The organism is Pseudomonas sp. JBR1 (genome assembly GCF_028198185.1).
GTDB classification, from domain to species: domain Bacteria; phylum Pseudomonadota; class Gammaproteobacteria; order Pseudomonadales; family Pseudomonadaceae; genus Chryseomonas; species Chryseomonas oryzihabitans_E.
In genome coordinates this window covers 4,465,001-4,478,301 of sequence record NZ_CP116340.1, presented here as the reverse complement: position 1 = coordinate 4,478,301, position 13,301 = coordinate 4,465,001, and the positions used below count along the sequence as shown (strand labels likewise).

12 protein-coding genes, 2 tRNA genes and 3 rRNA genes (1 of these 17 cut by a window edge) are annotated in these 13,301 nt (G+C 60.6%); 2 read left to right on the top strand and 15 right to left on the bottom strand.

Translation table 11 applies throughout. The features are described from left to right. Positions 1 to 45 precede the first annotated feature (45 nt). From PJ259_RS20745 to PJ259_RS20725, 5 genes are all read right to left on the bottom strand, one after another. On the bottom strand, positions 46 to 1,179 hold the full coding sequence (locus tag PJ259_RS20745; protein WP_271654021.1) for an MFS transporter: 1,134 nt from the start codon (positions 1,177 to 1,179) through the stop codon (positions 46 to 48). Positions 1,180 to 1,199: 20 nt separating this feature from the next. Next, positions 1,200 to 1,982: a DeoR/GlpR family DNA-binding transcription regulator gene (locus PJ259_RS20740; protein ID WP_271654020.1), complete on the bottom strand. Its 783-nt coding sequence runs from the start codon at positions 1,980 to 1,982 to the stop codon at positions 1,200 to 1,202. A gap of 56 nt (positions 1,983 to 2,038) precedes the next feature. Further along, positions 2,039 to 2,929 (bottom strand): EamA family transporter, encoded by an 891-nt coding sequence (locus PJ259_RS20735; protein WP_271654019.1) that lies wholly within the window; start codon positions 2,927 to 2,929, stop codon positions 2,039 to 2,041. Between the two features lie 142 nt (positions 2,930 to 3,071). Beyond that, the gene (locus PJ259_RS20730) at positions 3,072 to 3,458 is read right to left on the bottom strand and encodes a DUF3140 domain-containing protein (protein ID WP_271654018.1); all 387 of its coding nucleotides are present in this window, start codon (positions 3,456 to 3,458) and stop codon (positions 3,072 to 3,074) included. Further along, positions 3,455 to 3,973 (bottom strand): hypothetical protein, encoded by a 519-nt coding sequence (locus PJ259_RS20725; protein WP_271654017.1) that lies wholly within the window; start codon positions 3,971 to 3,973, stop codon positions 3,455 to 3,457. Before PJ259_RS20725 ends, PJ259_RS20730 begins: the two co-directional genes overlap by 4 nt. Before the next feature lie 120 nt (positions 3,974 to 4,093). Here PJ259_RS20725 and PJ259_RS20720 point away from each other — a divergent pair, with 120 nt between their 5' ends. Together PJ259_RS20720 and PJ259_RS20715 are read left to right on the top strand one after the other, a co-directional pair. Further along, the gene (locus tag PJ259_RS20720; protein WP_271654016.1) at positions 4,094 to 5,029 is read left to right on the top strand and encodes an alpha/beta hydrolase; all 936 of its coding nucleotides are present in this window, start codon (positions 4,094 to 4,096) and stop codon (positions 5,027 to 5,029) included. Positions 5,030 to 5,149: 120 nt separating this feature from the next. Beyond that, positions 5,150 to 5,539, top strand: a complete 390-nt coding sequence (locus tag PJ259_RS20715) for a hypothetical protein (RefSeq protein WP_271654015.1) — start codon at positions 5,150 to 5,152, stop codon at positions 5,537 to 5,539. A 42-nt stretch (positions 5,540 to 5,581) separates the two neighbouring features. On the opposite strand, the gene PJ259_RS20710 is transcribed toward PJ259_RS20715, so the two are convergent. The 10 genes from PJ259_RS20710 to PJ259_RS20665 all read right to left on the bottom strand — a co-directional run. After that, entirely contained in the window at positions 5,582 to 6,874 is a 1,293-nt protein-coding gene (locus PJ259_RS20710; protein WP_271654014.1) for an MFS transporter, read from the bottom strand. A 97-nt stretch (positions 6,875 to 6,971) separates the two neighbouring features. After that, entirely contained in the window at positions 6,972 to 7,430 is a 459-nt protein-coding gene (locus PJ259_RS20705) for a DUF3301 domain-containing protein (protein WP_271654013.1), read from the bottom strand. A gap of 28 nt (positions 7,431 to 7,458) precedes the next feature. Continuing rightward, entirely contained in the window at positions 7,459 to 7,638 is a 180-nt protein-coding gene (locus tag PJ259_RS20700; RefSeq protein ID WP_059313754.1) for a hypothetical protein, read from the bottom strand. Beyond that, a complete protein-coding gene (locus PJ259_RS20695) occupies positions 7,635 to 8,387 on the bottom strand; it encodes a type III pantothenate kinase (RefSeq protein ID WP_271654012.1) in 753 nt (250 codons plus the stop codon). The genes PJ259_RS20700 and PJ259_RS20695 overlap by 4 nt, the downstream gene beginning before the upstream one ends. After that, positions 8,377 to 9,324 carry a bifunctional biotin--[acetyl-CoA-carboxylase] ligase/biotin operon repressor BirA gene (gene birA, locus PJ259_RS20690; protein WP_271654011.1) on the bottom strand — a complete coding sequence of 316 codons (948 nt, stop codon included), beginning with the start codon at positions 9,322 to 9,324 and terminating at the stop codon, positions 8,377 to 8,379. Before birA ends, PJ259_RS20695 begins: the two co-directional genes overlap by 11 nt. Positions 9,325 to 9,407: 83 nt before the next feature. Then, positions 9,408 to 9,523: ribosomal RNA gene (rrf, locus tag PJ259_RS20685) — 5S ribosomal RNA — on the bottom strand. 159 nt (positions 9,524 to 9,682) lie between these two features. After that, positions 9,683 to 12,575 (bottom strand): 23S ribosomal RNA (locus PJ259_RS20680). Between the two features lie 292 nt (positions 12,576 to 12,867). Next, positions 12,868 to 12,943, bottom strand: a tRNA-Ala gene (locus tag PJ259_RS20675). 6 nt (positions 12,944 to 12,949) lie between these two features. After that, a tRNA-Ile gene (locus PJ259_RS20670) sits at positions 12,950 to 13,026 on the bottom strand. A 97-nt stretch (positions 13,027 to 13,123) separates the two neighbouring features. Continuing rightward, positions 13,124 to 13,301: ribosomal RNA gene (locus PJ259_RS20665) — 16S ribosomal RNA — on the bottom strand; it runs 1,359 nt beyond the window's last position. Together the 16S, 23S and 5S rRNA genes with 2 tRNA genes alongside form the textbook arrangement of a ribosomal RNA operon.

The window sequence follows — 13,301 nt, the reverse complement described above, 5'->3', positions numbered from 1 at the left end:
TCCCTCTTGGGTCTGCTCAGCGCAGCGGGGTTCCCTGGATAGACGTCATGCCTTGCGCTGGCGCAGGGCGAGCAGCGCTACCGCCACCCCGATCAGAGTCAGCAGCAGCAGGCTGCCGCGCAGTCCCACCTGCCCCGCCACGGCCCCGATCAGCGGCGGGCCGAGCAGGAAGCCCAGATAGCCGGCGGTGGCGGTCATGGCGATACCGGCGGCCGGGGTCTCGGCCACCTGGCCTGCGGCACTGAAGGCTGCAGGTACCACGTTGGACAGGCCCAGTCCCACCAGGGCAAAGCCGAGGATGGCGCTCCAGGGTGCCGGCAGGATCACCGCCAGTGCCAGGCCAAGAGTGGCAAGGAGGGCCCCGCCAAAGATCACCTGGGGCCCGCCGAAGCGGTGGCGAATGCCATCGCCAAACAGACGGCCCACCAGCATGGTCAGCGAAAAGGCGGCATAGCCGAGGGTGGCGACCACCGGCGTCGCCCCACCCACCTGACCCAGGTAGACAGCGCTCCAGTCGGTCATGGCGCCTTCGAGCATCAGGCAGCCCAGGGCGATCAACCCCAGCGCCAGCACCCGCCGATCCGGCAACCGCAGGGCATGGCTCACCGGACTGCGATCACCTTCGTCCAGCGCCAGGGCGGCCGGCAACGCCAGCACCAGCGCCACTAGCGCCGCGGCCAGCAGCACCAGCAATGCCGAGGCGCCCAGGTGCAGCACCAGCGCCCCGAGGCCAGCACCGAGGAAGCCGCCCAGGCTGAAGGCGGCGTGGAAAGAGGACATCAGCGGTCTGTCCCAACGGCTTTCGACATCACTGGCATGGGCGTTCATGGCCACGTCGATCAGGCCATTGCAGGCGCCGAGCAGCAGCGCGCAGGGGAGCAGCCAGGCCAGTGACGGCGCCACCCCGGGCCAGATCAGCACCAATACGAAGGCCAGGATGCTCAAGCGGGTGAGGCGTCCGGTGCCGCCGAGCCGCGGCACCAGCACCCCGGCGAAGGGCATGGTGAGCATGGCGCCCAGGGCGACGGCCAGCAGCACCAGGCTCAACTGACCGTCCCCCAGTGCCAGATTGCGCTTGAGTTCGGGAATGGCCGCCGCCCAGCCGCCAATCCCGCAACCATTGGCGAGAAAGACGGTAAAGGTGGCGCGGCGCTGGCGACGCAAGACGGCAGTGGTCATGGGGATCCTAGGGCGAGAGGCTAACGGTCACTGGCGAGCGAATGCAGCTGCAGACCGGCGTCGCGATAGGGCTGGAGGCGCCCCTCGCTCAAACCCGGCTCCAGCACCAGGTGGTTCACCTGATCGAGCTTCAGCACATGATAGAAGGCCACGCTGTCGAGCTTCTCGGCAGTCATCGCGACGGCGACCTGACTGCTCTGCTCGGCCACGGCTGCCTTGAATTCGGCTTCCTCCAGATCGAAGCCGGTCACCCCGGTTTCCACTGCCAGGGCGCAGGCGCCAAGGAAAGCCAGGTCCGCACGGACACCGCGCAGATCGCGCATCGCGCGTGCACCCAGGCAAGCGCCCGACTCCGGAGCGGCCAGCCCGCCGATCATCAGCACCCGGATACCCTGGCGCTGCAGCAGCGCCGCCGCGATTACTGGCGCATTGGTCGCCACGGTCAACTGCTGATCGCCCGGTAGCGCCTGGGCGATGGCCAGGTTGGTCGAGCCGGCATCCAGCAGCAGCAATTGCCCCGGTTGCACCAGCCGGGACGCCGCCCGCCCCAGGGACTGCTTGGCGGTTTCGTCCTGGCCGATACGGGTCGGCAGCGGCTCCGGCGGCGTCAACAGCGACAGCGCCCCTCCGTATACCCGTCGGCACAGGCCCTGACGGGCCAGCTCGCGCAGGTCACGGCGCACGCTGTCTTCGGAAATGCCCCAGGTCGCGGCCAGTTCGGCGGACAGGACTCGTCCCTGCTCACGCAGCAGGGCCAGGATCGCGGCCTGGCGTTCTTCGGGAAGATGGATGGCTGCACTCATACCGATACTCCAAGAGGATCAGCAGATCATGCACAATCAAATACAAACGTGCAACATCATGCGTTAGGTGACACGCTTTTCCGAGCATCCAGCCAGCGACCGCCAAAGACATTGACCAGCAGGCCCAGCATGACCGCCAACCCACCCAGTTGTTGCTGGGTGGTCATCTGCTCGCCCAGCACGACGGCCGCTGACGTCAGGCCAACCACCGGCACCAGCAGCGAAAAGGGCGCCACCTGACCGGCCGGATAGCGCGACAGCAGCCGACTCCAGATGCCGTAGCCAACCAGGGTGGCGATAAAGGCCAGGTAGACGATGGCGAAGACCGACCCGCCCGACAGCGACGTCAGTGCCGTGGCGATCTGCTCCGGGCCTTCCAGCAGCAGCGACAGGGCCAGGAATGGCAGCGGCGGAATCAGGCTGCCCCAGACCACCAGACCGAGCATGTCCACCTTGCCGATCTTCTTGGTGACGATATTGCCCAGGCCCCACATGGCTGCGGCCGCCAGGGTGAGCAGGAAACCAGCCAGGGTCATGGTGACGCCATGCTCGGTACCGATCAGCAAGAGCCCCAGGGCCGCCACCGCCAGCCCTACCAGGCTGGCACGTCTTACCTTTTCCCCAAGCAACGTGGCGGCGAACGCCAGGGTAAAGAAGGCCTGCGCCTGCAGCACCAGCGAGGCCAGGCCGGCCGGCATGCCCACGTACATGGCCGAGAACAGGAAGGCGAACTGCCCCAGGGAGATGGTCAGCCCGTAGGCCAGTAGCAGCCGCCAGGACACCTGGGGTCGCCGCACGAACAGAATCGCCGGAAAGGCCGCCAGGCAGAAGCGCAAGGTACCCAGCAACATGGGCGGCACCCCATGCAGCCCGAGCTTGATGACGACGAAGTTCACCCCCCAGGCCAGGATGACGACCAGTGCCAGCAACAGATCCCGGGGTGCCATCGACAACTCCTTGAACGCGTTCAGATAGATAGGCGGCTACCCTACTCCTTTGTGTCCGCGCTGCGGCGTCACAGTTGCCCACAAATTCGGCCAGTCACTCTCTGCAAAAGAAAAACCGCAGCTGGGCTGCGGTTAGTCGGGATCAGGCACTGCGCTTGTCGCGCAGGGGGTCGTGGCCCCAGTTCATCAGCGACTTGCGCCAGCGCGAATCCTCGATATCGCCCTCCGGCCGCTGCTTGAGATGGCGATGGACATAGCCGATGACCTTGCGCATGGCCTGGTAGTCATCGTCTTCCAGCTCGGCCTGGCGCTTGCCCTTGAGCTCCAGGATACGCTCGCCCATGGCGTGGCCGACCGCCTTGCCGTCGTTGGCTGCGGTGACCTTCTTGCCGCCCTTGGTCATGCCGACGCCCTTGCTGGTGTCACCGCTGAGCCATTTGCGCAGCTGGCTCGGGGTCATATTGACCACCTGCTTGAATTCGTTGCGTACGTCTTTCCGGTCGTCGTCGGAAGCTTTCTTGGTGCTCATTTTTCACCTGCCTTTTGCAACGCTTTCACCAGTTCGTCTTTCTTCATGCGCGACCGGCCCTGCACCTCGCGGCGCGCGGCACGCTTCATCAGCTCGTCCTTGGTCAGACCGGCCAGGCCCGATTCGCGCGCGGTCGCAGTCTTGCGTGCCACATCGGCAGGCTGCTTGGAATGCTGCTTACCGCGTCGCGTATCGCGACGCTTCTTCGCGGTGGTGCGCTGGTACTCTTCCTTGCTCAGGGAATCCCGTGCCTTTTCCGGCAGATAGCGTTCACCGGTCGCTTCGGACTTCTTGCCGGAGCGAGTGCCCCACTTCTCGTCGGTCCATTGCTGCAGATGGTTGTCCTTGCCCTTGCCGCCCTGGTATTCACCACCACGCTTTTGGTACTCCTGGGCCGCCAGCTGCGCCTTGCGCGCCGACCACTGACCGGGCTTGCCGCCCTTGTCGCCCGCGGTAATTTCTTGCTTCACCTTTTCCCAGAGTTCGGGATCGCTCTTCTTGGCCGTGGCACTCATGGCTCACCTCAAGTTGGAGACATTGCAGTCGTTGACTCTAGGATGACTGTCCAACCGAAACGGGGGTTCGCGCCAGGCGACGAACGCTCCTGTCCCCCGCCTTAGTCTTCAGAGAACGCCATGTCCCTTGCCGCCCTGCTCCGCCGCCGCTGGATCCCGCTGCTCTTCGTCATCCTGCTGGTGGGTGTAGGTGTCCCCTATGGCTGCTCGGAACTGGCCTATCGCGAACGTCAGTGGGTGTTCAGCATCGAACCGGGCAATGCCAGCTGGTTCACTGGCGTGCCGGAAGGCGTCCGCCAGTTCAATCTGCCGGTTCCGGACGGTCTGACCGGCACCGACTACCTCCACGCCTGGTGGTGGCCCGCCCGCCGTCCAGACGCCCCCACCCTGCTCTATCTGCACGGTACCCGCTGGAACCTCACGGCGCAGGTCCGGCGCATCGCCACCCTGCGACAACTCGGCTATTCGGTGCTGGCCATCGACTATCGCGGCTTCGGCGAAAGCCCTGGCGACGTCCCGTCGGAGCGCAGCGTCTACCAGGATGCCCGCATCGCCTGGAAGCACCTGCAGAGCCTGCAGCCCGATCCCCGCAAGAGATACATCTATGGCCATTCACTGGGTGGTGCGGTGGCGGTGGATCTGGCCTGGCGCATCGCCCGTGACGGAGATCCGACGGGCGACTATCCCGCCGCGGCCGGTTTGATCATCGAATCCACCTTCACCACCCTGGCCGACGCCGCCTCGGCAGTGGTCGACACCCGCTTTCCCCTGCGCTGGCTGATGTCGGAGAAATTCGATTCCCTGGACAAGATCCCGGAAATCCATATCCCGGTGCTCATCGTCCACGGCGACGACGACCGCTATGTGCCGCCCCGCTTCAGCGAGGCGCTTTATGCAGCCGCGCAACCGCCCAAGCGGCTGCTGTTGATCCCGGGCGGCACTCACTCCAACAGCATGGTGATCGGCACGCGCGACTATGCCGCCGCCTTGCGCGAACTGTTCGGTGGCGCGCACCTGAGCGAAGCGGAAAAGCGAGAATCATCGACAGGAGGCTAGACACTTTCGCAAAGCCATCGACGGCGCTGATAGTCACTATCTCGCCAGTCTATTTTTTTCGGGCGGCCCTGCTCGGGATACTGAACTCACTCCAGACCAGTCTCCCCAGAGGACACCACCATGAACCTGCGTATCGCCTTCGGTTTTGCCCTGACCGCTCTTGCCCTCAACACCTTCGCCCAGGACTTCGTCTCTGCTCCGAGCGCTGCGACCCAGATCGCCGAGGAATCCAGCCAACGCCCCCTGGGCCAGCTGATCAAGCAACAGCAGCAGCGCCTGCAGGAACACACCCTCGCCGAGGAATCCAGCCTGCGCCCCCTGGGCCAGATCATCAAGCAGCAGCAACGGCAGCTGCAGGAACACCGGGTCGCCGAAGAGTCCAGCCTGCGCCCACTGGGTCAGGTTATCGAAGACCAGCAACAGCGCCTGGATAGCGATGAAGTGGCTGAAAACGGGTCGGCCCAGCCCCTCGACCGCCTGATCAAGGCCGGCCAGACCCGCCAGGCCTAAGTCTTATCCGCGCCTTCCTGCCCGGCCTTGCGCCGGGCTCGCTCAATGAATCTTTTCGCTGCCCGGCCCGATGCTGGCGGGTGCGTCCACGCTCAGCTCATGAGGCACCTCGTCGATCCGCGGGTCCAGCGCCGCCGCCATCGGACTCACCGAATCGGGCATGGCCACGTGATGCAGCGGCGCCGCGTCTAGTCGGTGCTCGCCACTCACGAAGCGCGGTTGCACGAAGAAGATCAGGATCAGCGCATAGGCCGAGGTCAGCACATAGAACATGCCCGGGCCAAAGTGCTCCATGGCGGCGCCAGCCAGCAGAGGACCGATGCACGCACCCACGCCATAGGTGGTCAGCAGCATCGCCGACAACTCCACCCGCCGCTCGGGCTCGACATGGTCATTGGCAAAGGCCGTGGCCAGCGGATAGAGGGTGAACAGCAGCATCCCCGACACGAATCCCGCGGCCAGCAGCCAGGGATAGGGCAAGGTGATCAGGCCCCACAGCGGCACCGCCGCGAGGCACAGCAATACCGCATTGGCGCGGATCAGCTTGCAGCGATCGAGACGATCCGACAGCCAACCCAGCGGCCACTGGGCGCAGAAACCCGCCACGATGCACAACCCGACATAGAAGCTCGACTGCGCCGTGTCCAGCCCGCTACGGCTGGCGAATACCGGTGCCAGGCCATAGAAGCCGCCCACCAGCAGTCCCGCGGTAAAGATGGTCACCAGCGACTGAGGCACACGCTGCCAGAAGAAGCGGATCTCCAGAGGCGCCGCCACCAGCTTGGCCGGGTGCACCCGCCGCGTCATCGCCAGGGGAATCAGGCAAGAGGCGAAGCAGATCGCGACCAGCAACAGCGGCTTGTAATCCAGTTGCGGATGCCAGGCCAGCAGCGCCTGGCCGATCACCAGACCCAGGTCCACCGCAACCATGTAGCCCGCGAACACCTTGCCGCGCTGATGATTCTCCGCCTGCTCGTTGAGCCAGCTCTCGATCACCATGTACTGGTTCATCATCACTATGCCCATGACGAATCTCAGCGCGATCCAGACGTTCAGGTCGTCGACCAAGGCATGGATGAGGACGGTGACCGTGGCGGCACCGGCACAGGCCACATAGGAGCGGATATGGCCGACACCGGCGATGAGCCGGTGGCCGAACTTGCCCCCGCACACCAGCCCGAAGTAATAGGCCGCCATCAGGGCGCCGGTCCAGAGGTCGCCAGCTCCCTGCTGAGTGAGTCTCAGGCCGATGTAGGTGGTGAACAGACCGGAACCGGCCAACATCAACAGGGTGGCGAAATAGAGCGCAGGAAAGGTAACTAGAGGGCTGAACATCAGGGATCACATGAAAGGAAGCGAAAAGCCAGAACGGACCAGCACGCGCTGATCGTCGAGACCAAGAAAGGAAAGGGTTTGAAAGAAGCGTCGGATCCTACTCCGGCTCTTGGCGCCTGCTGGTATCGGTACGCTGGCGCTGCCGCCACTGATCCAGATAGACCACCTGGCCATGCTCGGGCTTGGCCTGATAGACGGGAGCCGAAGCCACCACTGAGTCCGCCGACGGCCGTTCGACCTCGGGTACCACGAAGGAGGCGAACTCGACCTTGGCCAGCGTCTTGCCGAACAGCGCGAGAGAGGCGTTCAGCCGCTCTTCACCCGTCACGGTGAACTCGAAGGCGAATAGCCGCGCCAGGCGCTTGCGACCCTTGGCATCGGCCATCCAGCGAAAACGTGAAAAAGCCACGGCGCCATCGAGCAGGATTACCTTGCGGCGGCGGCACTCCTGCTCCGCCAACCTCAGAGCCTGTTCGCGAATGCCATGGGCATGCCAGAACCATAGACCAATGCCGACTGCGCCCAGTAACAGGCAGAGATTACCTAGCGTCAGCATCTTCGCTCCTCATCGAAGGGTACCGCCGTCACTGACGCCGCACAGCGTCACCGGATGCCGTCTCGTTCAACAGGCGAATGTTTTCACGCTCGCCTTTGTACAACGCCAGAGGGGCGATTTCCTTACCTAACAAAGGCGCCTGCTGTTGGTGCCATATGTAGTAGAAAACGTTCAGTACCGCCAATAGCAGAAACAACCAACGCATCATTCGTTCTCGAGCGGACACGCCAATGCCAATCCAGCAAACACCATATCGGGCACGATTCGCGCACCCGGAACGACATGTTTGACCAGTTCTGCGTCACCCCCGGTCAGAAACACTTCGCAACCTTCGGCGAACATATCCTGAGCCAGTTCGTACTGAGTACGGACGAAACCCTTGAGCATGTATAGACACCCACGCTCCACGGCCTCGATGGTCGTACGTCCCGGCGCCTCGTAGCGTTCACCACTGGCCCAATGTGGATCGTAGCGGATACGACGGGTATGGGTCTGCAGTTCCCGACGCATCAACGGAATACCCGGACAGATGAACCCACCCTGATGCTCGCCCTGGGCATCGACCAGATCGGCGGTGACCGCAGTACCCAGGTCAAGCACTACACAAGCCTTGCCTTCTGCCAACTGCACCGCTGCCAGGACCACCAGCCAACGGTCCATGCCCAGGCGCTGGTGGTCCCGATACCCATTACGCACGCCGTTCCAGATCTCTACCGGCAAGGCCTGGTGGCAGACGATACCGAAGGTCGCCGTGAGAAGCTCCTTGAGCTGCTGGGTCTCTTCGTCACTGCGCACGCTGACCAGGCGACAGGCCGCCAGGGCGGGTGTGTCCGGCTGGGACAATGCGGCGATCAGGGCTTCGTCGCTGTCGACGATGCCGGTAGCGACCACGCCGCCACCCTTGGCCAAGAGCCGCCACTTGATCAGGCTGTTACCACAATCGAGTTCAAGAATCATGATCTAGGCTCAGGCTCAATTCGCCACCGCTGAAAGCCTGCGTCTGCCCGTCTACGCGCATGAGGATAGCCCCATCTTCGGCAACTCCTTCCACTGTGCCCTGGATACAGCGAACCCCCGAAGACAGGGTTACCGCTCGACCTTGCCAGCCATGATAACGCTCCCACTCGTCCCGCAGGGCGGTGAATCCCGACTGGCGATGAATACGCCACAGGTTGTCTATCTCCTGGAGCAGGAGGCTGGCGACCTCGTTGCGATCCTGCAGGCCACCCAGCGCCTCGGCCATGGAAATCCACGGCTGATCGATGTTCTCGGCCAGGCGCATGTTGACGTTGATGCCAATTCCGATGATTGCCTGACAGACGTCCTGCGGATCACCCGACAGCTCGATCAGAATGCCAGCCAGCTTGCGACCACGAACCAGGACGTCATTGGGCCACTTCAGCCAGGCATCCTCGACACCCAGCCGTTGCAGGGTACGGATCACGGCCAGGCCCATGGTCAGGCTTAGTGCCTGCAGCTTCTGGATGCCACCCTGGCTGGACACCACGGCGGTGAGATAGAGATTCTTGCCATAGGGGCTGACCCAGGCACGACCTCGACGTCCGCGCCCGGCCTGCTGATGCTCGGCCAGCAAGACGAAGGGTGGTTGCTCGTGCTGGTGCAGCCGGCGTTGCGCCTCGGCATTGGTGGAATCTATCGAAGCCAGGACGGTGACTGGCCACCCACCCTGCCGAGCGATCCGCTCGGCATCTAGCAGGAACAATGGCTCCTCCAGGCGGTAACCCCGACCCGGAACCTTGAACACCTCGACGCCAAAGTCTTCTTCAAGCGTCTTCAGCCGCTTCCAGATGGCACTCCTGGAGACGCCCAAGGCCTCACCAAGCTCGACGCCGGAATGAAATTTCCCATCACTCAGCAGGTTCAGCAACGGCATGCCCGAACTCCGTTCGACTTTATTCCGCCCCAAAGACAACACCCCCGTCAGAGTGATCTGAGCGGGGGTGCTGGGTGTTAGGCGCTTGACGATGACCTACTCTCACATGGGGAAACCCCACACTACCATCGGCGATGCATCGTTTCACTTCTGAGTTCGGGAAGGGATCAGGTGGTTCCAATGCTCTATGTTCGTCAAGCAATTCGGTTGGCTGGCCAGGCGATAAGGCTGCCTGGCTGGCCCAATTGGGTCTGTGATCGAAGTAGACAATTCGTCTTGGGTCTTGCGAACCCACGCGCCCGTTTTCGGCGTCGTCTTCCTCACGCTCTGACCTGCGGTCAGATTGTTTGGGTGTTATATGGTCAAGCCTCACGGGCAATTAGTATCGGTTAGCTCAACGCCTCACAGCGCTTACACACCCGACCTATCAACGTCGTAGTCTTCGACGGCCCTTCAGGAAGCTCAAGGCTCCAGTGAGATCTCATCTTGAGGCAAGTTTCCCGCTTAGATGCTTTCAGCGGTTATCTCTTCCGAACATAGCTACCCGGCGATGCCACTGGCGTGACAACCGGAACACCAGAGGTTCGTCCACTCCGGTCCTCTCGTACTAGGAGCAGCCCCTCTCAAATCTCAAACGTCCACGGCAGATAGGGACCGAACTGTCTCACGACGTTCTAAACCCAGCTCGCGTACCACTTTAAATGGCGAACAGCCATACCCTTGGGACCGGCTTCAGCCCCAGGATGTGATGAGCCGACATCGAGGTGCCAAACACCGCCGTCGATATGAACTCTTGGGCGGTATCAGCCTGTTATCCCCGGAGTACCTTTTATCCGTTGAGCGATGGCCCTTCCATACAGAACCACCGGATCACTAAGACCTACTTTCGTACCTGCTCGACGTGTCTGTCTCGCAGTCAAGCGCGCTTTTGCCTTTATACTCTACGACCGATTTCCGACCGGTCTGAGCGCACCTTCGTACTCCTCCGTTACTCTTTAGGAGGAGACCGCCCCAGTCAAACTGCCCACCATACACTGTCCTCGATCCGGATAACGGACCAGAGTTAGAACCTCAAGGTTGCCAGGGTGGTATTTCAAGGATGGCTCCACGCAAACTGGCGTTCACGCTTCAAAGCCTCCCACCTATCCTACACAAGCAAGCTCAAAGTCCAGTGCAAAGCTACAGTAAAGGTTCACGGGGTCTTTCCGTCTAGCCGCGGATACACTGCATCTTCACAGCGATTTCAATTTCACTGAGTCTCGGGTGGAGACAGCGCCGCCATCGTTACGCCATTCGTGCAGGTCGGAACTTACCCGACAAGGAATTTCGCTACCTTAGGACCGTTATAGTTACGGCCGCCGTTTACCGGGGCTTCGATCAAGAGCTTCGCTTGCGCTAACCCCATCAATTAACCTTCCGGCACCGGGCAGGCGTCACACCCTATACGTCCACTTTCGTGTTTGCAGAGTGCTGTGTTTTTAATAAACAGTCGCAGCGGCCTGGTATCTTCGACCGGCATGAGCTTACGGGGTAAACCCTTCACCCTCACCGGCGCACCTTCTCCCGAAGTTACGGTGCCATTTTGCCTAGTTCCTTCACCCGAGTTCTCTCAAGCGCCTTGGTATTCTCTACCCGACCACCTGTGTCGGTTTGGGGTACGGTTCCTAGTTACCTGAAGCTTAGAGGCTTTTCCTGGAAGCATGGCATCAACCACTTCTCCTTCTAAAAGAAGGATCGTCATCAGTTCTCGGCCTTAACTGTCCGGATTTACCTAAACAGTCAGCCTACCACCTTAAACTTGGACAACCATCGCCAAGCTGGCCTAGCCTTCTCCGTCCCCCCATCGCAGTAACTAGAAGTACGGGAATATTAACCCGTTTCCCATCGACTACGCCTTTCAGCCTCGCCTTAGGGACCGACTCACCCTGCGTCGATTAACGTTGCGCAGGAACCCTTGGTCTTTCGGCGTGCGAGTTTTTCACTCGCATTGTCGTTACTCATGTCAGCATTCGCACTTCTGATACCTCCAGCAAGCTTCTCAACTCACCTTCACAGGCTTACAGAACGCTCCTCTACCGCATCACCAGAGGTGATACCCGTAGCTTCGGTGCCTGGTTTGAGCCCCGTTACATCTTCCGCGCAGGCCGACTCGACTAGTGAGCTATTACGCTTTCTTTAAAGGGTGGCTGCTTCTAAGCCAACCTCCTAGCTGTCTAAGCCTTCCCACATCGTTTACCACTTAACCAGGACTTTGGGACCTTAGCTGACGGTCTGGGTTGTTTCCCTTTTCACGACGGACGTTAGCACCCGCCGTGTGTCTCCCATGCTCGGCACTTCTGGGTATTCGGAGTTTGCATCGGTTTGGTAAGTCGGGATGACCCCCTAGCCGAAACAGTGCTCTACCCCCCAGAGTGATACATGAGGCGCTACCTAAATAGCTTTCGAGGAGAACCAGCTATCTCCGAGCTTGATTAGCCTTTCACTCCGATCCACAAGTCATCCCCTGCCTTTTCAACGGAAGTGGGTTCGGTCCTCCAGTCAGTGTTACCTAACCTTCAACCTGCTCATGGATAGATCGCCCGGTTTCGGGTCTATTCCCAGCGACTAGACGCCCTATTAAGACTCGCTTTCGCTACGCCTCCCCTATTCGGTTAAGCTCGCCACTGAAAATAAGTCGCTGACCCATTATACAAAAGGTACGCAGTCACCCAACAAAGTGGGCTCCCACTGCTTGTACGCATACGGTTTCAGGTTCTATTTCACTCCCCTCTCCGGGGTTCTTTTCGCCTTTCCCTCACGGTACTGGTTCACTATCGGTCAGTCAGGAGTATTTAGCCTTGGAGGATGGTCCCCCCATATTCAGACAGGGTTTCTCGTGCCCCGTCCTACTCGATTTCATTGATAAGAGCGTTTCGCGTACAGGGCTATCACCCACTATGGCCGCACTTTCCAGAGCGTTCCGCTACTCTCAAATCAACTTAAGGGCTGGTCCCCGTTCGCTCGCCACTACTAAGGGAATCTCGGTTGATTTCTTTTCCTCAGGGTACTTAGATGTTTCAGTTCCCCTGGTTCGCCTCTTAACCCTATGGATTCAGGTTAAGATACCTAGCTTATGCTAGGTGGGTTTCCCCATTCAGAGATCTCCGGGTCACAGGTCATTTGCCACCTCACCGAAGCTTATCGCAGGCTATCACGTCTTTCATCGCCTCTGACTGCCAAGGCATCCACCGTATGCGCTTCTTCACTTGACCATATAACCCCAAGCAATCTCGCTGGCGTCCAAGGACGCTACCGATCTGCAAAGCGTTAGATGAGTGAAGACGACATTTCGCCGAAAACTTGCGCTTGAGTTCGCAAGATTTTACCTTGACGACACTAACTGCCAGTGAAAACAGTTAATGCAGTCTACTTCTATCACTTTCCCAATTTTTTAAAGAACAGTTCTGATCAAAGACCAGACATCAGAGTTTGGGCTACACCGGATGGTGTATCAAACGCTCATGTCTGAGCTTTTCAAGCAATCGCGTTAGCGGTAGGTGGAGATGGTGGAGCCAAGGAGGATCGAACTCCTGACCTCCTGCGTGCAAGGCAGGCGCTCTCCCAGCTGAGCTATGGCCCCATCGATTGGTGGGTCTGGGCAGATTCGAACTGCCGACCTCACCCTTATCAGGGGTGCGCTCTAACCAACTGAGCTACAGACCCAATCGTCTTACCTTGAGTCTAACTAACTCAATTGCTCTTCTATCAGTGAATCAAGCAATTCGTGTGGGTGCTTGCCAGCAAGCTGACATCTTTCGATTAAGGAGGTGATCCAGCCGCAGGTTCCCCTACGGCTACCTTGTTACGACTTCACCCCAGTCATGAATCACTCCGTGGTAACCGTCCCCCCGAAGGTTAGACTAGCTACTTCTGGAGCAACCCACTCCCATGGTGTGACGGGCGGTGTGTACAAGGCCCGGGAACGTATTCACCGTGAC